At 41.3% G+C, this 24,207-nt stretch carries 19 protein-coding genes; 12 read left to right on the forward strand and 7 right to left on the reverse strand.

The genetic code is table 11. The annotated features are described in order from the left end of the window. Positions 1–2: 2 nt before the first annotated feature. From BM161_RS12090 to BM161_RS12110, 5 genes are all read right to left on the reverse strand, one after another. On the reverse strand, positions 3–800 hold the full coding sequence (locus tag BM161_RS12090; RefSeq protein WP_074933067.1) for a hypothetical protein: 798 nt from the start codon (positions 798–800) through the stop codon (positions 3–5). Then, a complete protein-coding gene (locus BM161_RS12095; protein ID WP_074933069.1) occupies positions 784–1,284 on the reverse strand; it encodes an RNA polymerase sigma factor in 501 nt (166 codons plus the stop codon). The genes BM161_RS12090 and BM161_RS12095 overlap by 17 nt, the downstream gene beginning before the upstream one ends. A 62-nt stretch (positions 1,285–1,346) precedes the next feature. Further along, the gene (locus BM161_RS12100; RefSeq protein WP_074933071.1) at positions 1,347–2,195 is read right to left on the reverse strand and encodes a lysophospholipid acyltransferase family protein; all 849 of its coding nucleotides are present in this window, start codon (positions 2,193–2,195) and stop codon (positions 1,347–1,349) included. Beyond that, positions 2,192–2,854, reverse strand: coding sequence for a beta-ketoacyl synthase chain length factor (locus BM161_RS12105; RefSeq protein ID WP_074933073.1), 663 nt, complete (start codon positions 2,852–2,854; stop codon positions 2,192–2,194). Before BM161_RS12105 ends, BM161_RS12100 begins: the two co-directional genes overlap by 4 nt. 14 nt (positions 2,855–2,868) lie before the next feature. Beyond that, positions 2,869–3,987, reverse strand: a complete 1,119-nt coding sequence (locus tag BM161_RS12110; protein ID WP_074933075.1) for a methyltransferase — start codon at positions 3,985–3,987, stop codon at positions 2,869–2,871. Positions 3,988–4,188: 201 nt separating this feature from the next. Between BM161_RS12110 and BM161_RS12115 the strand changes: the two genes are divergently transcribed. The 10 genes from BM161_RS12115 to argA are packed head-to-tail and all read left to right on the forward strand — an operon-like array spanning position 4,189 to position 14,936. Then, positions 4,189–4,446, forward strand: coding sequence for a phosphopantetheine-binding protein (locus BM161_RS12115; RefSeq protein ID WP_074933077.1), 258 nt, complete (start codon positions 4,189–4,191; stop codon positions 4,444–4,446). Positions 4,447–4,468: 22 nt separating this feature from the next. Beyond that, complete coding sequence (locus BM161_RS12120; protein WP_074643826.1) at positions 4,469–4,720, forward strand: acyl carrier protein; 252 nt, start codon at positions 4,469–4,471, stop codon at positions 4,718–4,720. 16 nt (positions 4,721–4,736) lie between these two features. Beyond that, positions 4,737–6,767 (forward strand): AMP-binding protein, encoded by a 2,031-nt coding sequence (locus BM161_RS12125; protein ID WP_074933079.1) that lies wholly within the window; start codon positions 4,737–4,739, stop codon positions 6,765–6,767. Beyond that, positions 6,767–7,138 carry an ApeI family dehydratase gene (locus BM161_RS12130; protein WP_074933081.1) on the forward strand — a complete coding sequence of 124 codons (372 nt, stop codon included), beginning with the start codon at positions 6,767–6,769 and terminating at the stop codon, positions 7,136–7,138. Before BM161_RS12125 ends, BM161_RS12130 begins: the two co-directional genes overlap by 1 nt. Next, positions 7,135–7,890, forward strand: a complete 756-nt coding sequence (locus BM161_RS12135; RefSeq protein WP_074933083.1) for a glycosyltransferase family 2 protein — start codon at positions 7,135–7,137, stop codon at positions 7,888–7,890. The genes BM161_RS12130 and BM161_RS12135 overlap by 4 nt, the downstream gene beginning before the upstream one ends. Continuing rightward, positions 7,883–8,836 (forward strand): lysophospholipid acyltransferase family protein, encoded by a 954-nt coding sequence (locus tag BM161_RS12140; RefSeq protein ID WP_074933085.1) that lies wholly within the window; start codon positions 7,883–7,885, stop codon positions 8,834–8,836. Before BM161_RS12135 ends, BM161_RS12140 begins: the two co-directional genes overlap by 8 nt. Positions 8,837–8,860: 24 nt before the next feature. Further along, positions 8,861–9,493 (forward strand): LolA family protein, encoded by a 633-nt coding sequence (locus tag BM161_RS12145; RefSeq protein WP_083425794.1) that lies wholly within the window; start codon positions 8,861–8,863, stop codon positions 9,491–9,493. Beyond that, positions 9,465–11,894, forward strand: coding sequence for an MMPL family transporter (locus tag BM161_RS12150; protein WP_074933090.1), 2,430 nt, complete (start codon positions 9,465–9,467; stop codon positions 11,892–11,894). The genes BM161_RS12145 and BM161_RS12150 overlap by 29 nt, the downstream gene beginning before the upstream one ends. 57 nt (positions 11,895–11,951) lie before the next feature. Next, positions 11,952–13,601 carry an alpha/beta hydrolase family protein gene (locus BM161_RS12155; RefSeq protein WP_074933092.1) on the forward strand — a complete coding sequence of 550 codons (1,650 nt, stop codon included), beginning with the start codon at positions 11,952–11,954 and terminating at the stop codon, positions 13,599–13,601. A gap of 21 nt (positions 13,602–13,622) precedes the next feature. Then, on the forward strand, positions 13,623–14,936 hold the full coding sequence (argA, locus tag BM161_RS12160) for an amino-acid N-acetyltransferase (protein WP_074933094.1): 1,314 nt from the start codon (positions 13,623–13,625) through the stop codon (positions 14,934–14,936). Here the strand turns inward: argA and BM161_RS12165 are convergent. Together BM161_RS12165 and BM161_RS12170 are read right to left on the reverse strand one after the other, a co-directional pair. Next, positions 14,911–15,996, reverse strand: a complete 1,086-nt coding sequence (locus BM161_RS12165; protein WP_074933095.1) for an SGNH/GDSL hydrolase family protein — start codon at positions 15,994–15,996, stop codon at positions 14,911–14,913. The two genes, argA and BM161_RS12165, sit on opposite strands and share 26 nt — an antisense overlap. A gap of 68 nt (positions 15,997–16,064) precedes the next feature. Then, positions 16,065–17,555: a hypothetical protein gene (locus BM161_RS12170; protein ID WP_074933204.1), complete on the reverse strand. Its 1,491-nt coding sequence runs from the start codon at positions 17,553–17,555 to the stop codon at positions 16,065–16,067. A gap of 174 nt (positions 17,556–17,729) precedes the next feature. On the opposite strand from BM161_RS12170, the gene BM161_RS12175 reads away from it, so the two are divergent. Continuing rightward, positions 17,730–21,314, forward strand: a complete 3,585-nt coding sequence (locus BM161_RS12175) for an HD domain-containing phosphohydrolase (RefSeq protein ID WP_074933097.1) — start codon at positions 17,730–17,732, stop codon at positions 21,312–21,314. Between the two features lie 123 nt (positions 21,315–21,437). Continuing rightward, a complete protein-coding gene (gene ppdK, locus BM161_RS12180; RefSeq protein ID WP_074933099.1) occupies positions 21,438–24,128 on the forward strand; it encodes a pyruvate, phosphate dikinase in 2,691 nt (896 codons plus the stop codon). Positions 24,129–24,207: the final 79 nt, after the last annotated feature.

The raw sequence follows: 24,207 nt of genomic DNA on the forward strand, positions 1-24,207 counted from the left end.
CTTTATTTTTCGAGCGTAAAAGTTACAGCCTCAGTTTTCTTTGGAAGATATGAAAGCTGAGTAATGTAATCTATATCAGTTTTATTTTTAATTTTGTTTTCAATGTCATTAAGGGTGAACTGTTTTTTAGAAGTTACCATAACAAAGCATTCAAAGTCCGGTGCGTTATCCAATTCATAAGAAAAATCGAGAGGAGTTTCATCGGCGCGGTGTTCAAGCTTAGCTGCATTCCAGCTGTTTTCCGGGAAATGGCGTGTAATGTTACCGTTTCCGTCTACGCTGAAAATTACACCGTATTCGCTTTCACCTGCGTTATAAGTAATCTGAATTACATCTCCTGAGCGGGCAAAGTCGCCGTCTTTCAAAGCCTGAATCTCAAGGCCTTTCTGGCGGTAAAGCTTAATCTGAGGTTCGCCAGAAGTTGCAGCAGGAGCGTTTCCTTTAACGCGTTCTGTAGGAGCTTGAGTAGCTGCCACTTTTGAGTTCTTAAGCCCTGCCGGAATTATAATAGCAGCAAGTAAAACTGCCGCAGCGGCATAAGAAATGAATCTTGTTGCCGGGAATTTCAAAATATTGGCGTTGCCATTGGCACGTGTGCTGCCACGTGTGTTGCCGTTCAATTTATTGGCTACAGCAGCTCTCATTGCCTGAACAGAATAGGTATTTAAAATCTCTTCATCTGATTTTTTAAGTTCATTAATTGCGGCATCGATATTTTCTTTGCCATAAACTGGGTAGAAGTTTTTAGCATCAGCTTCAGAGTTATTTATTTCCTCTAAAATTCTAGTTGGAATTGCCATACCTTCCTCCTGCGTATTCTTTTAGTTTTTCCAGACGTTTTCTGATTCCGGAAACTGACATTTTCATTTTCTGGGATGTTTCTTCAAGAGTGTAGCCGTCTACATAATGTAAGATTGCAATCTGGCGATCTTTGCTGTCGCGCTCAGAAAATATGCAGTCTAAAAGAATAGTGGTTTCAATTTTATCTGTTCCTTCAGAGCTGGCTGTATCTTCTACGATTTCAGCAATTACATCAAACTCCGGACCTGAACGCAGTTTGTCAGACCTTATTTTGTTAAGGCAGATATTTGTGGCCATAGTGTAAAGAAGGCTTGAACATACGTTCGAAATCTTTTCCTTTCTTTCAATAAGGCGCACAAAAACATCCTGCATGGCATCAAGGGCCTTTTCTTCATTTTTTAAGATGAAGCGGCAGCGTCTGAGAACCATAGGGCCGTACTGGCGGTATAGATTATCAAAATCATCCATCGACAAAGTTTTCATTGTACAAATTGTCCTGTCATTTATTTTAACACGCGAGGAGGGCTAGGTTGTTACTTTTAAAATTAATAATTATTCAATGTCAGACCGGTATAAGTCTTTGCGTACTCATCGCCGGCTGCACGAATAACCTTTTCCATCTCTTCTGTAAGATGTTTTGCGGCAATAGGCTCAGAGAGGTCTTTGAACTGGTCAATTTTGATTACAGGCAGCATGCTGATATCATAAACATAGTGTTCAACATGGTTATAGGACCAGAGAGGATCATGCTTACCAAGACCATATTTGTCGCTTCCTCCAATAAACATAGGCTGAACATCACAGCCGCAGTAAAGAGCAATGCGGGCAGCACCTTTTTTATAGTTGTTGCGACCAATGCGTGGTGAACGGGTTCCTTCTGGGAAAATAATAACATTACAGCCCTTGTCTGTAAGTTTCTTACATTCAACGAGCACATCATCAAAATCTGTAGTATTTGTAATATATGCCTGCTTAATTACACCACGGAGCGGAGTGTGAGTAAGACCGCCGCGTACAATACAGGTTGAATTAGGTACCAGTGACATAATATACACAAAGTCCAGAAGAGAAGGGTGATTAGCAATAATTACTTTGCTGTGAATATTACGGAAGGCTTGCTTATCTTCTACTTTAAGAATAGAAGTTTTGCATATGTGGAGATTTCTTAAAAATACTCTGAAAGTGTGAGAAACATAAGCTCTGGCAATAATACCAAAGTCCTTTCTTCCCAAAGTAAATAATCTGATAAATGGGAATACAAAAATAGCAAGAATTACGGCACCAAGGCCAAAACAGATGATTGCGATAATCTTTGAAATACATCTGTAACAATAGAAGAAGATATTCTTAATCTTTGGCAGCTCGCTTTTGTAGCTGATTTCATTCTTACTCATTTCAGCAGAAACCTCAAAAACTCCGAAGGTGATTTTCCCACATTAGAGAAATCATCAAGATAAACACCGTTAGACTTGTTTTCGTTACTAACTACACAGGCAAAAGCCAGCGGAGTATTGTCTTGAGGGCGTTTATCTCCATATACATCTGGCACAAGTTCATCAGCATAAACAAGAATGATTTCTTTTTCAGTTCCCGCAAGAACAGGAGCAATTGCAGCCTTAAAAGCTTCTGAAAAATCATTCTTAGAAGGATATAAAACAGAATATCCGCCTTTTAAGCCGAATGCAAGAGTGGCAGAAGAAATTGGAGTATTGAAGACAGAAAGAGAAAAGCCAGCCGGCAGAATCATTCCGTCTTCAATAATCCCCTTATTAATAGTAAATTCCCGCTCGATTTCACCGCGCAGGGAAATAAATACTAATTTAGTTTCTTTGGAAATATTTGTTTTTTCGAGCAGACTATGAACCACGTGAATTGTCATCTTTGTGATTTGCGAAAGACGACGGCGGAAAAGAGGATCTGTGTATTCCAGTTTTGGTGATTCTTTAATCTGTTCTATCTGAGCATCGCCAGCGAGCCATGACTGCCAGAGGTTTTCATCATCTGTAAGTCCCGGGGCCCACTTGCTGATACCCGAAATGTATATTTCCTTCATATTAATTCCGGTTATTATTTTTTCTTAAAGCAGAGCAATGAGTAAGCATTGCTTCCAAGGTTGTGATGTGCACAATCAAGCTTAAAGCCTGCTTCTTCAATAGCATCTACAAGTTCCTGATAACGGTACATCTTACTGTTTCCGTTAGCAATACATGTAAAGTAGAGAGAAGTTCCCATCAAAGAGTAAGAACTTGCTTCAAACTTCTGCTTGTCCCAAAGAGGTTCAAGAACCCAAACGTTAGTATTTTCGTTAGCAGCTTCGTGAACCTTCTTCAAAATCTTTGTTACCTGATGCAGAGAGAAACAGTCAAGGAACTGGCTCATCCATACAGCGTCAGGGTTAGCAGGAAGCTTTGTTGATTCTTCAAGAACGTTACCCATGCTAAAATCAACGCGGTCTGCAAAACCAGCTTCTGCAGCGTTCTTCTTTGCAACGTTAGCCTGGCCTGGCAAATCACAGATAGTCATTTTAACATCCGGATTGTAGCGGCAGCAGGTCAAAGACCACTTACCAGTGTTTCCACCAATGTCCAGAATGTGCTTTGGCTTTTTAGCAAATACAATAGGAAGAGCTTCTGGGAAAGCAATGTCAGAATAGAAGTGGTCAAATTCAAACCATGATTTTTTAGGCTGATCTGGCAAAGTTGAAAGAGCTTCGTAAACAGTAACCCACTTATCACCAAATACCTTAAGACCTTCCGGTTTTCCGTTTTTAATAGAAGCTTCAAGATCCCACGCACCTTCATAACAGATGTCGTTTGTGAACCAGAAGTTTACGCGTGTAAGATCATCTTCAAGAAGCATCCAGCCTGTTTTACCAAGCTTATATTTTTCTGATTTAGGATCAGATTCAGAATCTTCTGTTAATTTAATTACGTTCATTCCAAGTGCCATTTCACAAAGGACACCAACTCCGTATTCAGAGAGGTTAGTCTTTTCAGCAAGAGCGGCACGGGTAATACCATCGTCTCCGGCATCTTCAATTGCTTTAAGAATGCCAAGATTAATCATTGTTTTAATAGCCTGAAAAGCCAGAGGTGCAAATGCAATCTTCTGAGCTTCAAACTTTGCGTCTACAGCACGCAGGTCATCAACCTTATATTTGTTGATGTCAAAATAAGCTTTATCCATAGGACTAAAATTATACTATATAGTGACTTTTTTCAAGAAGGTGCATTTTATTGCAATCTATTGTAACATATGTCAAACGCTTCAAAGGTTTTCAAGAAAAAAATGAGTTCTATTGCTTTTTTTATACTTATTCAATAGAATGGTGCAGAAATTAGTACAAATTTTTGACGGTATAACTGTTATAGATAATAGGAAACAATTATGGATCAGTTGAAAAACGAAATTAAAGAAGTAATCATTTCTTCTCTCCAGCTTGAAGATATTAAGCCGGAGAACATTGTAGATTCTGAGCCTCTTTTTGGTGACGGACTTGGACTCGATTCTATCGATGCACTTGAACTTGGTGTTGCATTGAAGAAAAAATTTGGTGTGAAATTTTCTGCAGAGAGCGGAGAAAATAAGAAGCATTTTGCTTCTGTAAATGCACTGGCCGAATATATCACGGCTCAGAAAGCTTAATCTTTTTATACGAGGTTTTAGTATGTCTAAAGATGAAATTTTTGAAAAGCTTAAGGGAATCCTTGTTTCAGAATTCGAACTTGATGAAGGTGATGTAACTCCTGATGCACTTCTTGGAGATGACTTGGATTTGGATTCAATCGACTCTATCGACCTTATCGTTAAAATGAAGGAATTTATGCCTGCTGATAAGGGAAATGTTGATCCATCAATCTTCAAGACAGTAAAGACAGTTCAGGATGTAGTAGACGCTCTTGTACCTTACATGGCATAAGGTGAACTAAAGACTGATGAAAAAATTCCTTAAGGCGCTTTTTTATGTGATTGCAGCCGTTTATCCAATCCTTGTATTTACCCTGCTTGTGGTTTTCAAGGTGGAAACAAAGGTTCTTTCTTTGTGCATTATTGCATTAGCGGCAGCATTCTTCTTAAGTGCTACAGGAAGCAAAAAGACCAGTGATAAAAAAGGCGTTCTGGACTGGAAACCGCTTCTTAGTTCAGGGCTTTTTTTGGCAGCTGGTCTTTTTTGTTTTTTTACCGGAAAAGAGCTTTTTCTTAAACTCTATTCTGTTGTAATCAGCGCAACGCTTCTTGTAGTTTTTGGCAGTACGCTTTTCTTAAAGCCGACCATTATTTTCAGATTTGCAACTCTTGCAGACAAGTCTATTAAAGGCTCTTCCTATGAAAAACAAGTTGAGCTATACTGTAAAAAAGTAACAATAGTCTGGTGCTGTTTCTTTATTCTGAACGGAACTACCTCTGGCATTACAGCTTTTTCAGATAAGATTTTTGGACTGAGTCTTGAGCAGTCCCGCAAAGTCTGGGCAATTTACAACGGTGGAATTTCATATGTTCTTATGGGCTTACTGTTTACCGTTGAGTTTATAATTAGAAAACTGGTGGATAGAAAAATGATTAAAGCTTATCCAATTTCAAAATTTAAAGCAGATTCAAGAAAAGATGATTACGTTCTCTGTTATGAGGACACCTGGTCTAAAGGTAATTACAAAACCTGGAAAGATTTTTTGATTGATACAGCAAAGCTGCGTAAATATATAGAAAGTACAGGTGCAGATGAATTTGTTCTTCACTGCGAAGATTACTGGTATTTCCTTTGTACCTTTGTTGCTCTTCTTCAGTGCAAAAAAGCAGCTTACCTTACACAGAATATCACCCCAAGCTTTATGGCAGATGTTCGTAAGCCTGGTATGATTTTCCTTACAGATCAGAACATTGCAGACCCTTCAGCTCCATCAGTTGCAGATGCAGTTTTGATTCAGAAACTTGTAGAAGAAAGCGAACTTCCTTCAGAAACAGAATTCCGTACAACTCCAGAGATTAATGGAGAAGAAACAAGAATCTTCCTTTTTACTTCTGGAAGTACAGGAAAGCCAAAAGCTGTTCCACAGCGCATGAAGGAGTTTGAAGAAGATAACGCCTTTATTATTTCAAAGTGGGCTGGTGAGTTTACAAACCGTAAGCTTCTTACAACAGTAAGTCAGCATCATATTTACGGCTTCCTTTTTGGAATCTCACTTCCATTTACTTTGGGCTGTCCATTCCGCCGCAATCGTGTGGAGTTCCCGGAAGAGTTTGAAAAGCTTACAGATGTAAGTTATATCCTTATTGCAACACCGGCTTTCCTTAAGAGAACTGTAGAAGTAGAAGACAAGCTTGCTATGAAGAATGTCTGGATTTTTACAAGTGGCGGCGCCGTGTCGGAAGAGCTTGCCGTTCAGACAGAGAAGGTTTTCGGATTCTGTCCGCTTGAGGTTTACGGTTCAACAGAAACTTCTGGAATTGCATACCGCCAGCAGAACAAAGATAAGCTTGTCTGGACACCATTTGCAAATGCAAAAATCTGGCTTGGTGATGACGGATGTCTTCGTATCATCTCTCCATATATTAAGAATCCAGAAGGTTTTGCAACAGCAGACCTTGCAGAAATATTTGAAGATGGTCGCTTCCTTCTTAAGGGCCGTTCAGATTCAATCGTAAAAATTGAGGAAAAGAGAATCTCAATGACAGAGGTAGAAAACCGTCTGCTTGAGACAGGCCTTGTAGAAGATGTAAAAGTTGTTGCTATGATGAATGATGTTCGCCAGTATCTTGCAGCAGCAGTTGTACTCAATGCAAAGGGCCGCGAGCAGTTTAAGGATACAGAAAAGTACCTTATCAACCGCTGGTTCCACGACTTCCTTATGAAATATTTTGAGAATGTTGTAATTCCAAAGAAGTGGCGTTTTATGGATAAGCTTCCGGTAGACGTTCAAGGCAAAAAACATAAGCTTGAAATTATGGCACTTTTCGAGGAGAAATAATGAACTTTAATGATCATGATATAAGAGATGAACAGGTAATCAGCCGTGACGAAAACGCAGTTGTTCTGGAATTTGTAATTCCTGCTACAAGCGATTTCTTCGATGGACATTTTCCTCAGTATAAACTTCTTCCAGCTGTAGCACAGTTTGAGGTAATCACACGTTTTTCTAGAAAATATTTTGGAACACAGCGTTATGTTCCAAACATCAAGAGAATTAAATTTTCTGCTCCTATTAAACCTGGTACTAAGATTCATCTTGAACTTACATTTAAAAAGGAGAAAGGCACAGTCACTTTCAACATGGCAGATGCAAATGTTGAAGGTAAAGTTTATTCATCCGGCTCTTTTGCTGTGCTCGTTGAAGAATGAAATACGGATTTGTAATTCCAGTTTATAGACATGGTGCGACTCTTGAGGCTGTAGTAAAAAGCCTGCTAGCTTATAATTTCCCAATCATCGTTGTTGATGATGGAAATGATGAGGAGAACCGCGCTTTAATTTCTGGTGTTGCAGAAAAATATTCTCTGGTAACTGTTGTAACTCATGAAAAGAACGGCGGTAAAGGTCGTGCAATGATTTCGGGAATCCGCAAGGCAGACGAAATGGGACTTACCCATATTCTTCAGCTTGATTCAGATGGTCAGCACGATGCAGGAAAGTGTGAGCGTTTTATGGAACTTTCCCGCCAGAATCCAGAAGCTATTATTTGTGGTTGCCCGGAATATGAAAAGGACGCTCCAAAATCACGTGTAAACGGACGCAAGTTTGCAAACGGATGGATTCATCTTGTAACCCTTTCCTGCGATATAAAAGATGCAATGATTGGTTTTAGAATCTATCCTGTTGCACCTTTTATTTCCATGCTTAAACATACACTATACATAGACGGCCGAATGGGTTTTGATATTGAAGTGCTTGTAAGACAGTATTGGCGCGGAGTACCTGTGATTTCAGAACCGGTAAAGGTTTTCTATCCGGCAGACGGAATCTCAAATTATAATTATTTTACTGATACGCTGAGAGTTTCAGGAACCTATGCACGGCTTTGCCTTGGACTTATTCCACGCATTCCGGTTCTGTTGTTTAGAAAAATTAAAAAGGCAAATAAAAAGCATGAGTAATCAATCCCACTGGACCGAGCATCAGGAAGTAATTAAAACAAATAAGCCGCTTAAACTTCTGCTTGTTTTGTTTAAGTATACACCAGGTGTTCTGGTAAGATCATTAATTTACCCTGTATCTTTTTTTTACTGGATTTTTTCATCAGATGCACGCAAGGTTGCAAAAGAATATCAATTGCGCCTTAGAGAGTTTACAGGAAGAAATATTCCAAAACGCATAAGTCCTTACAGACAGATTCTTTCGTTCTCTCTTTGTGTTCTTGAAAAAATGGAAGGCTGGCTTGGTAAAATTAAGTTCAGTAAGATTCAGTATCAGAATGATGATATTACAAGCATCCTCGAACTCTTAAAAACCGGAAAGGGTGCAATGCTCATTACATCTCATCTTGGAAACATGGAGCTTCTTCGCAGCCTTTCAGATTATAATCAGCAGCTGGTTGGAAGAGAGGTTCCTGTTTACGTTGTAATGGACATGGATATAAACAGTAATTTTTCTCAGACCCTAAAAAGTGTAAATCCTAAGGTTTCTTTTAATGTAATCAATTCAAATGAGATTGGGCCTGATTCAATTGTAACTCTTATGGACGCTGTAGAAAAAGGTGCTCTTGTAGTAATCGCAGGAGACAGAACTTCTCCATATTCAAAAGAAAAGAACATTAAAATCAGCTTCCTTGGAAAAGATGCATCATTCCCTTACGGAGTATTTTTGATGCCTGCTCTTATGAAGTGCCCGGTTTATTTTATGTTTGGACTTCGAAGCCGACTTTCAATTTTTAATCCAAAACAGAATGTTTACATTGAAAAGTGTCATACAGATTTTAACTGCCCTCGCTCAGAACGTGAGGAAAGAATTATTCAGTGCTGCGGCGAGTTCGTAGCACGCCTGGAAAAATACTGTATTTTGTATCCTTATCAGTGGTATAACTTTTTTAACTTCTGGGAGTAGAAACCACAATTATAGGAGTAACCGATGAAGAGAAGATTCATATTAATATTGCTAACTCTCATAACTTGTTCACTGTTCGCTCAGCCCATAACAACTCTCGAAGGTGTATGTGCTTCACTTGCCGCACACCCAAACACCACCGGCGATTTCACTCAGACTAAAACAATCCAAACGAACGGTCGTAAGTTAAAATCTACCGGTAAATATATTATCTGTCCTGAAGGAATCGTATGGAAAACTGAAAGGCCTGTTCCTTCTTCTTTGATTCTCACAAAAGACAAGATGATTCAGGTTGCAGCAAACGGCAAAAAATCTGTAATGGATGGAAAAGACAATCAGATTTTTTCAAATATTTCAGAAATCTTGAGTTCAGTGTTTTCAGGAAATGCTGCTTCAATCAGAAAGAATTTTAACTGCGATTTCCAGATGAAAAACGACGGAGAATGGTCAGTGAGTCTTGAACCAAAAGACTCTACAATTGCTTCAGTAATGAATACACTTGTGCTTTCTGGAACATGTACAAACAGTAATGATGCAGAAATGAAAAGCCTTGTTATTTCAGAAACTTCGGGCAATACAATAAGCTACGAGTTTACAAATCAGAAATATCCAGAGGAACTTTCCGCAGATGAAAAACAGAACTTTATTGTTGAGTGATTCCTTCAAAAATCTTTCACAGAAAAAACTTTTTGGCGCATGGATTTTTTACCATGCTGCAATTCTTATCTTTTTTCTTGTATCTCTAATTATATTCCGTGGCCGTATAGGCGTGGATTCAGATCTTTTTAATCTTGTTCCAAAAAGCATTTCAATGGCTTCCGTTAAAAAAGCCGATGACAAAATGATGTCGGTAACTTCGCAGAATGTTTTTGTTCTGGTTGCAAATGAAGATTTTGCTGAGGCAAAGCGTGTAGCAGAAGAAGTTTACGCCGGTCTTAAAGACAGCAAAAATTTTGAGTCAGTTTCACTCTATAACGATGTAAGTGCAATGGGTGAGATTACAGATTTTCTGTATCAGTACCGCAGCTACCTTATTGATGAAAAAACTGCAGACGCCATTTTAGCAAGTGACGAGGGTGCACAGGATTTTGCCCTCGAAGCTTTATCTAAGGCGTACGGCGGCTTTACGATGCTGCCGCTGGATAATATAGATTCTGATCCGTTCCTTCTTACAGAATATCATTTGCAGAATTATTTAGCCGCTGTTCAGAATGCCGGAACTGCAATGAGTGTAAAGGATGGTGTGCTTGCTTCGAGCTTCGAGGGCAAGTGGTATGTGATGATTAGAGGGGTACTGAGCCGCAGCGGGGCTAAGCTTGCCTCGAAGAATAATGCGATTACAGAAATCTATCGTGTGTGCGATGCCGCAGTTGCAGGCGCCCCAGATAGTGGAACAACCTTCGTTTATTCAGGAACACCATTCCACAGCCATGAAAGTTCAACTTCTGCAAGCCGAGAAATCTCAGTTATTGCCACAGTTTCAATGCTCGCTGTAATAATTCTTTTGATTTTCATTTTCCGCTCGGTTCGCCCGCTTGTATTTTCTGTAGGCTCAATTTTAATCTCTCTTGGAATTGCCGTAGTTGCAACCCTGGCAGCCTTCCACAAAATGCACGTAATCACACTCGTGTTCGGAACCTCGCTCATAGGTTCTTGTATAGATTACAGCCTTCACTTTTTTACCCACTGGGCCGCAAACAAAGAACTTAAATCCAGCATAGAAATCAGAAATCATATTTTCTCAGGCCTTTTAATGGCAATCATTTCTACCGGAATCTGTTTTGCAATTTTACTTTTTGCACCATTTACAATCCTCAAGCAGATGTCTTTCTTCTGCCTTACAGGACTCATCAGTTCTTTCCTCACAACAATTGCCGTATATCCTTACATTAAACTTCCGGCAAACAGAGGAAACGTTCGCTTTACAAAAGGCTTTTCAAAAGTGATTGTTAAGATGGAACAGAAGTGGGTAGGCCGCACAGTTATAATTTTCCTGTTTGCGTTCTCAATTATTTCAATTGCAGTTTTCCATAAGAACGTAAAAGTTAAAAACAATCTGCTTACACTTTATGATATGAAGGGCCGCCTTCTTCAGGATGAAATTACAGCCTCTCAGGTTATTCAGTATACTCCGGGCGGCTGGTACATTGTTAGCGGTGATACAGAAGATGAAGCGCTCGCAAATGAAGAAAAGCTTCGCCGCCAGTTTGAGGCAGCCACAGAAGGTAAGATTGGTTATGTGAGCACTTCAAGCTTTGTTCCTTCAAAGGAAGTTCAGAAAAAATCACGCGAAGCTTACAAAAAGCTGATGCAGTCTGTAACAGAACAGCTTGAGGCTCTTGGTTTTGATGATGTAGAAAACTTCGATGCAGTAATGTCTTTAATGAACGACTACGAAGTTAAAAAGAACCAGTATGTTTCTTTCGAAAACGGAAACGTTCCACAGTTCATTGAATCAGCAATTTCTTCTGCATGGCTTGGTAAAGTTGATGGTAAATACTTTACAGTTCTTCTTCCAACTCAGGTAACGGATTATGCCCTATACCGTGCCCTCGCAGATGCCGATGAAAATGTTTACTTTATCAGTAAATCTCAGGACATCAGTGTAGACCTTGATAATCTCACAAAGATGATTTTGAAGTTCTTTATTGTTGCCTATATTCTTATGTTTATAATGCTCCGCTTCTTCTATTCATGGAAGCAGGCACTCAAGATTATTTCAGTACCGTTGTTAATCATTCTTGTTGTTGTTGCAGTTTTTGCGCTTGCAAACATCAATATGGAATTCTTCTCTGTAACCGGACTCATTCTTGTTTTCGGCCTCGGTCTGGACTACATCATCTACATGATGGAAAACGAAAAGAAGGTTTCAGAAAATTCTGTTCTTGAGCCTTTTGCAACAATGGTAAGCTTTGTCACCACCATCATCTCTTTCGGTGCTCTTGCTCTCAGTTCTTTCAAGCCGGTGCATCTGATTGGTCTTTCAATTTTTATTGGTCTTGCCACAGCCTATGTAAGTTCGTTCTTCTACGGCCGTCATGCTCAGAATGATAAGTAAGAACACCTAACTCAATTTCTCGTAGTTATGTTATAATTGATAGCTACGAGGTAAAAAATGAAAATGGAAAAAATGCCGGAAGTTACCAGAAATGAAAATGGTGCCTTCTGGAAAAACACTTACGAAAAATTCGAAGCCCTTGTTTATGTTCCAAAAACAGAACTTCAGGGGGATATTTTAAACTATGGTTTTAATTCACCATATCTTCTTATCTTTGCAGAAAAGCCTTTAAATTATAACGAAGCAGTTTCCTTTGCCCGTGAAAAGGGTTTTGAAAAACTTGCTTCGAACTTTGCTTCAAGCGTAGTATTTATTTCACCAGTTGCAGATGGAAAAGTTTGCCACTGGAAAAACGCAGAGCCAGATATCCTTTCAGAAATTATTTCTAATTCAAGAATTCATCAGTATCATAAAGATGGAGTTGTAATTGCAAATAACTTTTTCCGTCATTCAATAGACGGTTACTATATCCGCGGAGCAATTTTCCGTGCAGTTCTCATTGGCTTTGGTCAGGGAGCAGATTATATTGCAGAAAATTGTCTTCATCATTTTGAAGGTGATGGACTTTGGGGCCGCTCAGACCTCGCTCCAGCAACCTGCATTCTGAATGAACTCACAGTTGCTCCGGAAGTTGGCGCAGATGATATTCCTGTAATTTCATACGCAAACAGTGAAGAAGCAAATGAGCTTTTTGAACAGCGCTGCAAGCATTTTATTAAACGCGACGGCCAGCCAACTGCAGAAGAATTCATTTCTGATTATTACAGCTTTGCACGTCAGTTCCGCCGAATGAACGGACCTCTTCAGATTGATCTGGATCTTGAAAAAGATGGCCTTGTAATTGAACCAGGTATTGCAGAAGAAAAAACTTCACCAGATAACTGTGGCGACGACAAAGGTACAGCAAATCATAAAATCGGATATTTTGCCTTTTATAACAAAGGACTCTTTGATGGCGCTGCTAACGGAACTTCAAAACCGGTTCCTCTTGTACTTGGCTTCCATGGTGGTGGAGACAGCTGCTTCTTCTTTGCAACAATGGCAGGCTGGGCAAAAATCGCTCATCGTCATAACTTCCTGCTTGTTACAATAGAAAATCATCTGAACAGTACAGCAACAGAAATGATTGAACTTCTGGAAATCTTAAAGAAAAAATACAACATCGATACGCACCGCATTTATGCAACAGGCTTTTCAATGGGTGGATGTAAAACCTGGGATATGGTTCAGGAATATCCACAAGTGATTGCCGCTGCCGCTCCAATGGATGCAACTTGGGATGTAGGCTTAAATGTTTATGGAAATAAAGTAGAGAAGGGAATTAATACATCAGTTTCTGTTCCAATTTTCTATGCCGGTGGAGAAGTAACTCCGCTTCCAGAACTTCCTTTCCAGGAGCAGAAATGTCTGGACCGCATGGCTTATGTTCTGCTTTTGAATAATGCAGAAGCAGCTGAACGTTATGAAAACGAAGTAAAACTGGAAAATAAAGATAGCTGGGAAAACAAAATCTGGGGAATTAATGGCGATGAGGTAGAGCAGTCTTATGACGAGAGTCGAGACGCAACCCTCACAATGCAGAAGTTCCGCAGTACAGACGGACGTATACTCAGTGTGTTTGGAAGCATCAGCGGACAGGGGCACGACTGTCGTGAACATACCTGCGAGCACGCCTGGAAATTTATGAGCCAGTTCACACGAGATTAGAAGTTCTGCTATAATTATTGTATGACTACATCAAAGAAAGCTGAAAACGTACGCGACGTAATCCGCTATTTACAGAAATTTAAGAACGCTCTTCTGGTTATCTATCTTGATGATAAGACAATCAGTTCACCGCTTTTTTCTTCGCATATCCGGGATATTGCACTTCTGCATCAAGCAGGCCTTCATGTAGTGCTGATTCCCGGCGCACGCCGCCGTATCGACGAAGTCTTAAAGAACGCAGGAATAAACTGGACTTATAACGAAAACATTCGTGTTACAACTCCAGATGCAATGCCACTTATTAAGATGGCTGCCTTTGATGTTTCAAATACAGTAATGACAAGCCTTGCCGCAAATAATATTACAGCCGTAATCGGAAACTGGGTAAGAGCCCGCGGAAGAGGAGTTCTGAATGGTTTTGATTACGGTACTGCCGGCGAAATTGATAAACTCGAAACAGACTCAATCCGCACCGTTTTGAATGACGGCTTTATTCCGATTTTCCCGTGCATCGGCTGGAATAATGCGGGACATCCTTATAACATTTCTTCAATGCTGCTTGCAAAACAGGTGGCAATGAATCTTAAAGCAGACAAGCTTTTCTTTATGATGTTCAATGAAGAAATCAACGCTCAGAACTACTGTATTCCAGACGGCTTTTCACTTTCAGAAAGCGGTAATATTCCGGCAATGAGCCTTGAAGAAGTTGATTCATTCCTGATGGAAAATCCTTCTGCAGATGGAGATATCAAAAATCTTTTGAAGGCTGCTCAGGAAGCTTGCCGTGCCGGAGTAACTCGTGTTCATATTCTTGATGGAAATATGGATGGAGTTCTTCCTTGCGAAATCTTCAGTGGCCTTGGTTCAGGAACAATGATTTACACCGGCAACTACGGAAAGGTTCGCCCAATGGAGCAGACAGATATTCCTTCAGTTCTTGCGATTATGCGTCCGTTTATCGAAAGTGGAAAACTTCTTACACGTACAGAAGAACAGCTTTCCAGAGATCTTGCAGATTATATTGTTTATGAGCTTGATGGTGGAGTTCATGCCTGTGCTGCACTTCATTTTTATGATGATGGCCAGGCAGAAATTGCGGCAGTTGCAGTTGATGAAAATTACGCCCACATGGGAATTGGTCCAAAGCTGATGGACAATCTGATTGACCAGGCAGGGCAGGCAGACGCAACTTCAATCTTCATTATGACAACTCAGACTGCAGACTGGTTCGAGCAGCTCGGTTTTGTTGAAGATACAATTGAGTCTTTGCCTGCAGAGCGCCAGAAGCTCTGGACTCCGCAGCGTAACTCTAAAGTTTTCCGATTAAAGAAGTAAGAATAGCAGTGGCCTTTTTATGTGTTGTTGCAGAAGGATGCCAGTCGGCACCAATGCCATCTGACTCAAGCTGCTGCGTAAACGCGAGTGCTTCGGCCCGCACCTTTGGGAAATCTTTTTTGAAAAGCTCAACCGCTTCTTTTACAGAATCGTTGAGCGCCTCTCCCATAATTCCAAGACAGCATATAATTTTTGCTTTCGGGCTTCGTCTGTGAACAGCTTCAATCAGGTGGCGAAGCTGCGCAACATATTCAAGGCGGCGGTCTTCAATTCCGCGAACCCAGCTTATATCATTTGTTCCAAGGTGGATGATTACAACGTCTGGCTCATAATTCGCCCCACTGTCCCACACCTCAGGTTCAAGGCCTAGCCTGAGCGAAAGCCACTTGTCCGTGTACGGCCAGTTTGCCTGCATAAGCCAGTGAGTGTCCGGCAGGTTCACGGTTTCTGGATCAACGTAATTTGAAATGAGACCAATTCCGCTCCAGCTGCAAAGCTGAACCTCAGCGCCCAGCGCCTTCGCCGTCTGAAAAGCATAAGCCTTATCGGGGCGCTCCTGCTGAGTAGTAAAAGTATCCTTCTCCCAAACACCCTCGATTCCGTAACCGCAGGTAATGCTGTCGCCGATGAACTCGAGTTTGAGGGGCGCCGTACCGCCAGTGGTTGAGTAGGCGTTAGCCGTATCTCCATCTATTTCAACTTCCTTCAGCCCGGCGTATCCGAACGCCGCCTCGCTGAATTTCATAACACGCACGCAAACGGTGCGGACCTCGTCAGATTCAAAAAGAGTAACGCGTGTCTCGCGCTCTCTTAAAGTCACACGAAAATCCGGCTCCTCCGGAATCGCCCCAATACTGGTATCGCTTCCTTCAATAACAAAAATTCCAAGCACAGCCTTATTTTCTTCTGACCATTTATCAGGATCGCTTACAAAAACAGCTTCGGCCTTTTTTCCGGTCATCACAAAACAAAAGCCGCTTGCCGAATAATCAAAATAACGCACCCCGTCATTGTCCAGGTAGCGCCCGCTCCACATAAGTTTGTCAAAAGAAAGTTTCATAAAATCTCCAGATATCTGCTATAAACTGGTGGTTGAGTAGCCGCGAAGCGGCGTATAGAAACCATCAGTTACTTAATACACTTCGTGGCTTTAATACACACAGCCCGCTCAAGCAATGCAATTTCTGGCAAGGCCGGAAGCTCGGCATAGTAGTTGTAGAGCCAGTCGCCGTCCTTTGCTTCGTACGGGTCGCCTGCAGGTTTACAACCCTTTTGCGGACAATTCATTCCATCAGCAGGCGGCAGGAAATATCTCAGCTTAAAGGTACCAGGCTTCTTCACAGCATTTTTACTTTCAAAGAAGTAAGGCATTAAATCAACATATTTTGTGCCCGGTGCTTTATAGAACCACCAGCCGTTAAATTCAATCATCATGTTAAGCTTTTCAAGTTCGCTTGGGAAATGAAGCTCAAACTGAACAGGAGTCTTCGAAAGTTTTACAGGAACCTCAACCCCTTCGGCATCTTCGGAGCCGCCCCAACGGAGAGTAACAGGGAACTCGGTAAAGCTTTCTCCCTTCTTCATGTTCTGTGTGAAAAAATCTCTGTGCAGCTGCTCACGGTACATCGCCATAATCGGCTGCTCAATTCCAACTTCACTGTTGTTCGGGTCAGTAATTTCAAGACCAAGGCGGCCGTCATCGCGGAACTGATAGAAGGTAAATGCACTAAGCCACTTTTCCTTATCCTTCTGAAGCAGTTCCATAAATTCTTTCATCATATTCGACTGAGCAAAAGGGCCTGCAACATCACCATCAGCATTAAGTTCGCTCAAGACCATAGGTTTTTTCTGCCCTGTGATTTTCTGAAGTCTTTTATAGGTGAGCTTACATTTTTCATAAACTTCTTTTACGCTGTAGCGCGCATAGTTGTGAGTGTCTTTTGAAACAAGGTCATTAGGCCAGCCCCAGTGCAGCGAAAGATAATTATCGCCAGACCAGATATCAGCAGCCTTGTGAGCCTCAAGGAAAATGTCTTCCATTTCAAGCTTGCCGTCTGCCATATACATTCCGGCACATAAAATCATCTTTACGTTCGGAGCGTACTTGTGCATAACGCGGCAGCACATAACAAAGAAGTCTGCAATTTCCTGATAAGTTGCGCGGCGGGTATAGCAGAACCAACCACCGGTACATTCATGATTCACACGAAGCAGCACGCGGCCGTAAGGTCGTAAATCCTTTGCAATCGGAATAATATCTTCTTCCTTAAGATGAGGATCAATTGTCAGAGTTAAAACAACGTCCATTCCGTGTTGGCGGATTTCCTTCATAAAATTAAAAGGCTCGCCGTCCCGTAAACCTTCGCGACCACCACGGTAAGGAAAGTAGTTTTCATAAGGTGAATCCCAGGCGCCCCTTGATTCGTGGCCGGTGTCAATTTCACACGCGCGGGTAGGCCATTCCTTATCGTTCGGATAGTAGGTATACATCAGGCTGATTCCCCGGTGAACCTTTTTAAGCTTCTGGAGAATATAATCCTGATTAACATAAAGACCGCGTTCGCTGCCGTCTCCCATATCAAGGGCACATTTTGCCGGAGTTAATAAAACCTTATTCATGTTTTCTATTATACAGTTAAAAACCACAAAACAAATAGGGAAAATTCATCATCCTCGGTCCCTGAGCGGAGTCGAAGGAAGCTGGAGATGTCAGAAAATTTAGAGATTTCCCCCATCAATATTTACTTCCAAATGTATAACAACCTGTTGTATAATTATCTTTTGGGATCATAAATGAAAAAGTATAAAACATATCAGATTATCTTACTCGTAATTGTCAGTCTCTTATTAAACCTCTGCGGTAAAAATTTGGCTGAGGCACTGAACCTTCCTTTATGGTTGGACTCTTTTGGAACCGTACTCACCGCCTATGTTGCCGGTCCTCTGCTTGGCGCAATAGTCGGAGCCGCAGGTAACGTAATCTATGGTTTTGTAAATCCCATCTCGTTTGCCTATTCAATTACAAGTATAAGTATTGCCCTCGTTGTAGGATATTTTGCCCGTCGCGGCAGTATGAAAAATGTTTTTAAAACAATGTCTCTGAGCGTTCTTGTAACCGGAGTCTGCGTTGTTACTTCCTGCATCCTCAATCTGATTTTTTATGATGGAGTTACAAACAATTTCTGGGGCGACGGAATTATTGAACTTCTCAAGCACTGGGGCTTTCCTCGGCTGGTACAGATTATCATTGGCGAGTTTTATGTTGATTTTGTGGACAAGGTTTTCACAATGGTTGCCGTATATGTGTTCATTCAGGTTTACAGAAAGATAAAAAAATACCTTCCAAAGTTCCTTGTACTTCAGAAAGAAAAAGGCTCTGGTGAAGAAAATCTTACAACAGTAAATGTAAAGATGTTCTCAATTTTGATTTTCTTACTCGCAGTATTTATTGCGCCAGCACAGGCAAAGGCTTCAACTAAAAAGTTCGATACCTACATCAAAACAATTTACAATAATACAAACGGTCTTCCTGGTGGCGAAGCAAATGACATTGCCAGTACCCCGGATGGAATCTTGTGGATTGGAACTTACGCCGGACTCTACCGCCACAACGGAAAAGAGTTCTACCGTATGAGCGAATACGAGTCAGTAAAAACCGTGCGATGTCTTTTTGTAGACAGTAAAGGTCAGATGCTCGTTGGTACAAACGACAACGGTATTTCAGTTATCGAAGGCGAAGAAGTAATTTCAACCCTCAGCGAAAAAGAAGGCCTTCCTTCAGATTCAGTGCGCTGCTTTGCAGAAACTTCAGATGGCCTTTACTACATTGGTTCTGCCGCAGACCTCGCAGTTGCAAAACAGCTGGAAGATGGTTCCCTGCAAGTTATAAAAGTATTTATTGAAGCCGGTTCAGTTCAGCGCCTCACTGCAGATAAAAATGGAAACGTAGCAACAGTAACAGCAAGTGGAAAACTTTTTTTGATTAATGATTTGCAGATTGTTTCATCAGTTCCAGCCTCACTTGAATCAGAAAAATTTGTTTCTGCCTGCTTTACAGAAGATGGAAAACTTTACGCCGCAACAGAAAGCAACAAGGTTATCGTTTTCGAAATCGCCGGAAATACCTTGCAGTCAGTAAATACAATTTTCTGCGACCCTCTCAAACACATCAATTCCATTGTTTCAAATTCAGAAGTTCTGTTTTTGTGTTCAGACTCTGGAGCAGGTTATATTGATTATAAAAATGGAAATCGTTTCTCACTTGTAGACACCGGCCTTTTCAATAACTCAATTGATAACATGATAGAAGATTATCAGGGCAACCTTTGGTTTTCTTCTTCCCGCCTCGGACTTCTCAAAATGTGTGAAACAGCCTTTGAAGAAATTTACCGTTCAGCAGGTTTTGATGAAGCAGTAGTCAATTCAGTTATAAAGTTCAACGGCAAAATTTATTTTGGTACCGATGATGGTCTTTCAATGATAGATGCTGCAACAGGCCGTGCTGAAGAAAATGAACTTACACTAAAAATGAAAGGTCTCCGCGTGCGCTGTCTTATGCAGGACAGCAAAAACTGCATGTGGGTTTGTACATATACAAAAGGTCTTTATCGCCTCAATAAAGCTGGCCAGATTACCGCTTACGAAACAGACACCGCTCAGCAGTTCCGAGTTCTGCTTGAGCTCAGTGACGGAACAATTGCTGCAGCCGGTAAAAAAGGACTCACCTTCCTAAAAGATGGTGTAGTTCAAAAACGTCTTACAAAAGCAGATGGCTTTGATAATCAGGTAGTACTTACACTTTCTCAACTTGATGATGGAACTCTTATTGCCGGTACAGATGGTGGTGGAATTGCCGTTATCAAAGATCAGAAAATTGAACGCCTTCTCCAGCGTCAGGACGGACTCACTTCAAACGTAATTTTGCGTACCGTTAAAGATTATAAAGGTTCAGAATCAACCGGCGCCTTCTACGTAATTACAAGTAACGGAATCTGTTATGTAGATAAAGATTTTAATATCACTCCTCTTTCAAATTTCCCTTATTCAAATAACTACGATATGGTAGTTCGTGAAGACGGAAATATTTTTGTACTCGGTAGTGCAGGTATCTATGTAGTAAACAGAGACGAATTACTTTCGCTAAATAAGGTTGATTACATCCTTCTTGATTTGAAACGTGGCCTTCTTGGTTCTCTTACAGCAAACTCATGGAACTATATTGATGAGGATGATAATCTTTATCTTTCGTGCGATACAGGAGCAAACTGCCTTAATCTTAAAAACTTTGATAAGGTAGACACAACCTGCCGCCTTCAGCTCAAAACAATTATCGTAAACGGAAAGCATTATTCAGTTAAAAAAGACCTTCCGTTTATCATTCCTGGAGACAGCGACAGCATAGAAGTAGTTCCGGAAATTCTGAATTATTCTATTAATAATCCTTTCATCAGCCTTTATCTGGAAGGTGTAGATGAGCATCCGAATGTAATGACTCAGAACGAACTGGTGAGTGTAATCTATTCAAATCTTAAATCAAGAAAATATAATCTTCATGTTTCTCTGCTCGACAGTAAAGGTCAGAAAGTAGTTGAAGAAATTGTTTATGAAATTGAACATCAGAGTCACATTTATGATTACTGGTGGTTTAAGGTTTACGCCGCTCTTGTTTTGATTATGATGATTGCCTGGCTCACCTGGTACATCACAGCCGCAATTCAGAATCTTCGTTTTGAAAAACAGGAAAAGGAACTTTCTTATATTCGCGAACAGGTTCACATGAGTGATGAAACAATTCTTTCTATTGCAAAGGCCGTAGAAGCCCGCGATAAAAGAACTGGCCGTCACTCACTTCGCGTTGCCGTTTATTCAATGCTCATTGCAGCAGAGCTTGGTTTTGATGGTGAAGAAATTGAAAATATGAGACAGATTGGTCTTCTTCACGACATTGGAAAAATTGGTGTACCTGATTCAATTTTGAATAAGCCTGCAAAGCTCACAGAAGAAGAATACAACATCATGAAAACTCATGTTGATATGGGTGGGGAAATTCTTAAAGACTTTACTCATATCAAAAATGTTGCCGACGGAGCAAGATATCATCATGAGCGTTATGATGGCACCGGTTACAACTGCGGCCTTAAAGGAGAAGAGATTCCAATTCAGGCTCGCATTATTGGACTCGCAGATGCTTTTGATGCAATGACATCAAATCGTGTTTACAGAAATGCAATGCCAATGGATGATGTAATTGAAGAATTGAAAAACGGAAAGGGCACACAGTTTGATCCTGCTCTCGTTGATATTCTTCTTGAGCTCATCAACTCTGGCCGCATCGACGTTTACGAAATCAACAAGCAAAGCGCCGGAATTGAAGACTAAAAAAACAAAGCAATCCTCATTATCCTCTTGACACAGTGTTTAACAGATTGACTGTAAATTAATTCTACTATAAAATACATCTATTAACATTGAAAATCTTTTTATTGATATGGAGTAAAATCAATGGCAACAAAGTATGTTTACTTTTTCGGTAACGGCGACGCTGACGGCGATGAGTCAATGCGCGCTGAACTCGGTGGTAAAGGTGCAAACCTTGCTCAGATGGCAAAGAAACCTTTAAGTCTTCCAGTTCCACCTGGATTCACAATCACAACAGATGTTTGTCAGGAATTCTACAAGCTCGGTCGTAAGTACCCAGCTGGTTTGAAAGCAGAAGTTGATGAATATCTTGCTAAGCTTGAAAAGGCAATGGGCAAGAAGCTCGGTGATGAGAAGGATCCTCTTCTCGTATCTGTTCGCTCAGGTGCTGCTATTTCTATGCCAGGTATGATGGATACAATCCTCAACCTCGGTCTTAACGACAAGGCTGTTCTTGGTCTTGCTGCAAAAACTGGTAACGAACGTTTCGCTTGGGATGCTTACCGCCGCTTTATTCAGATGTACGGTGATGTTGCAATGGGCGTTGATCATGACAAGTTCGAAGCAATCATCGAGAAAGTAAAGAAGATTCGTGGAATCAAAGATGACCCAGAATTGAACGTAGACGAACTCAAGAAGATCGTTGAAGAATACAAGAAGATGTACAAGAAGGAGAAGGGTGAAGACTTCCCTCAGGATGCTAAAGTACAGATGTGGGGTGCTATCGGTGCCGTATTCGGTTCTTGGATGAACCCACGTGCTATTAAGTACCGCAAGCTCAACAACATTAAGGAAGGTGCTCTTAAGGGTACAGCCGTTTCTGTAATGGCAATGGTATTCGGTAACAAGGGTAACACTTCTGGTACTGGTGTATGTTTCTCTCGCGACCCTTCAACTGGTGAGAACGTATTCATGGGTGAATACCTTATGAACGCTCAGGGTGAAGACGTTGTTGCAGGTATTCGTACTCCACAGAAACTTTCACAGCTCGAAAAAGAAAATCCAAAGGTTTATGACCAGCTCTGCAAGATCCGTGCTCGTCTCGAAAAGCACTATCACGATATGCAGGATATGGAGTTCACAGTTGAAGAAGGTAAACTCTATATGCTCCAGTGCCGCAATGGTAAGAGAACTGGTGCAGCTGCTGTAAAGATGGCTGTAGACATGGTAGCTGAAAAGCTCATCACAAAAGAGCAGGCTCTCCTCCGCGTAGAACCAGAGCAGCTCAACCAGCTCCTCCTCCCACAGTTGGACAAGGAAGCTGTAAAGAAGGCTACAGAAATCGCTGCTGGTCTTAACGCATCACCTGGAGCTGGATGTGGTCAGATTGTATTCACAGCTGACGAAGCTGAAGCTTGGGCAAAGGCTGGAAAGAAGGTTCTCCTCGTTCGTAAGGAAACTTCTCCAGATGACATCGCAGGTATGGCTGTTGCTCAGGGTATCTTGACTTCTACAGGTGGACGTACATCACACGCTGCCGTAGTTGCTCGTGGTATGGGTACTCCTTGTGTTTGTGGATGTTCTGATGTTACATTCAAAGATGCTAAGACAATCGTTGTAAAAGGCAAATCATATAAGGAAGGTGACTTCCTCACAATCGATGGTGCTACAGGTAAAGTATACGAAGGACAGGTTGCTGTAAAACCTGCTACTATCTCTGGCGACCTCGAAACATTCCTTGGTTGGGCAGACGAAGTTCGCGCTAAGTCTACACGTACAACTGCTTCTGGACAGAAGGTTAAGGGATTCGATGTATTCGCTAACGGTGATACACCAAAGAATGCTGAAGATGCATTCCGCTTCGGTGCAAAGGGTATTGGTCTCTGCCGTACAGAACACATGTTCTTCGACGAACCAAAACTTACTGCATTCCAGAAGATGATCGTTTCTGAAAACACAGACGATCGCAAGAAGAACCTTTCTAAGATTCTTCCATATCAGCAGAAAGACTTCTACGAAATCATCAAGGCTATGAAGGGTTACCCAGTAACAATTCGTCTCCTTGACCCACCTCTCAACGAGTTCATCCAGGCTGAATCTAAGGATCAGCTCAAGGCTCTCGCTGAAAAACTCGAGATGAAGCCAGCTGTTCTTGCTGCTAAGGTTGCTGCTCTTGACGAACACAACCCAATGCTCGGACACCGTGGATGTCGTCTTGCTATCACTTATCCAGAAATCTACGAAATGCAGGTTGAAGCTATTGCTCGCGCAACAGCTCAGTTGGACAAGGAAGGCGTTGCTCACGAAGTACAGATCATGATTCCTAACGTTGTTTCTTACCGCGAAGTTGAACAGATCCGTGGACAGGCAGAAGCTGTAATTGCAAAAGTAAACGAAGAGTGTGGAACAAAACTTAAGTTTGCTATCGGTTCTATGGTTGAATTCCCAAGAACTGCTCTTATCGCTGACAAGGTTGCTCAGTTCGCTGACTTCTTCTCATTCGGTACAAACGACCTTTCTCAGACAACATTCGGTTTCAGCCGTGATGACTATGGTAAGTTCATCGAATCTTACCTCGATCAGAGAATCCTCGAAGACGATCCATTTGCTACACTTGATCCAGATGGTCCAGGTGCTCTTATGGAAATCGCAGAAGCTAAGGGACGTTCAGTTAAGAAGAACCTCCACCTTGGTATCTGTGGTGAGCATGGTGGAGACCCAGCTTCTATCGCTCTCTGCTACAAGATTGGTTTGAACTACGTATCTTGTTCACCATTCCGCGTACCACTCGCTCGTCTTGCTGGTGCACAGGCTGTTATCAAGGCTAAGAAATAATAGCTTTATAACACTCGGTGGTTGAGTAGTCCGTAGGGCGTATCGAAACCACTATAGAAGGCTGCTCGTTTATTGCGGG

The organism is Treponema bryantii (genome assembly GCF_900113965.1).
Taxonomy (GTDB): Bacteria; Spirochaetota; Spirochaetia; order Treponematales; family Treponemataceae; genus Treponema_D; species Treponema_D bryantii_A.

What these genes read in the sequence shown, in the direction of transcription:
- BM161_RS12125 (WP_074933079.1), top strand. Translation starts at nt 4,737, where the DNA reads ATGAAAAAATTCCTTAAGGCGCTTTTTTATGTGATTGCAGCCGTTTAT.
- BM161_RS12155 (WP_074933092.1), top strand. Translation starts at nt 11,952, where the DNA reads ATGAAAATGGAAAAAATGCCGGAAGTTACCAGAAATGAAAATGGTGCC.
- BM161_RS12095 (WP_074933069.1), bottom strand. Translation starts at nt 1,284, where the DNA reads ATGAAAACTTTGTCGATGGATGATTTTGATAATCTATACCGCCAGTAC.
- BM161_RS12110 (WP_074933075.1), bottom strand. Translation starts at nt 3,987, where the DNA reads ATGGATAAAGCTTATTTTGACATCAACAAATATAAGGTTGATGACCTG.
- BM161_RS12165 (WP_074933095.1), bottom strand. Translation starts at nt 15,996, where the DNA reads ATGAAACTTTCTTTTGACAAACTTATGTGGAGCGGGCGCTACCTGGAC.
- BM161_RS12170 (WP_074933204.1), bottom strand. Translation starts at nt 17,555, where the DNA reads ATGAATAAGGTTTTATTAACTCCGGCAAAATGTGCCCTTGATATGGGA.
- BM161_RS12145 (WP_083425794.1), top strand. Translation starts at nt 8,861, where the DNA reads ATGAAGAGAAGATTCATATTAATATTGCTAACTCTCATAACTTGTTCA.
- BM161_RS12115 (WP_074933077.1), top strand. Translation starts at nt 4,189, where the DNA reads ATGGATCAGTTGAAAAACGAAATTAAAGAAGTAATCATTTCTTCTCTC.
- ppdK (WP_074933099.1), top strand. Translation starts at nt 21,438, where the DNA reads ATGGCAACAAAGTATGTTTACTTTTTCGGTAACGGCGACGCTGACGGC.
- BM161_RS12100 (WP_074933071.1), bottom strand. Translation starts at nt 2,195, where the DNA reads ATGAGTAAGAATGAAATCAGCTACAAAAGCGAGCTGCCAAAGATTAAG.
- BM161_RS12175 (WP_074933097.1), top strand. Translation starts at nt 17,730, where the DNA reads ATGAAAAAGTATAAAACATATCAGATTATCTTACTCGTAATTGTCAGT.
- argA (WP_074933094.1), top strand. Translation starts at nt 13,623, where the DNA reads ATGACTACATCAAAGAAAGCTGAAAACGTACGCGACGTAATCCGCTAT.
- BM161_RS12150 (WP_074933090.1), top strand. Translation starts at nt 9,465, where the DNA reads ATGAAAAACAGAACTTTATTGTTGAGTGATTCCTTCAAAAATCTTTCA.
- BM161_RS12130 (WP_074933081.1), top strand. Translation starts at nt 6,767, where the DNA reads ATGAACTTTAATGATCATGATATAAGAGATGAACAGGTAATCAGCCGT.
- BM161_RS12105 (WP_074933073.1), bottom strand. Translation starts at nt 2,854, where the DNA reads ATGAAGGAAATATACATTTCGGGTATCAGCAAGTGGGCCCCGGGACTT.
- BM161_RS12120 (WP_074643826.1), top strand. Translation starts at nt 4,469, where the DNA reads ATGTCTAAAGATGAAATTTTTGAAAAGCTTAAGGGAATCCTTGTTTCA.
- BM161_RS12135 (WP_074933083.1), top strand. Translation starts at nt 7,135, where the DNA reads ATGAAATACGGATTTGTAATTCCAGTTTATAGACATGGTGCGACTCTT.
- BM161_RS12140 (WP_074933085.1), top strand. Translation starts at nt 7,883, where the DNA reads ATGAGTAATCAATCCCACTGGACCGAGCATCAGGAAGTAATTAAAACA.
- BM161_RS12090 (WP_074933067.1), bottom strand. Translation starts at nt 800, where the DNA reads ATGGCAATTCCAACTAGAATTTTAGAGGAAATAAATAACTCTGAAGCT.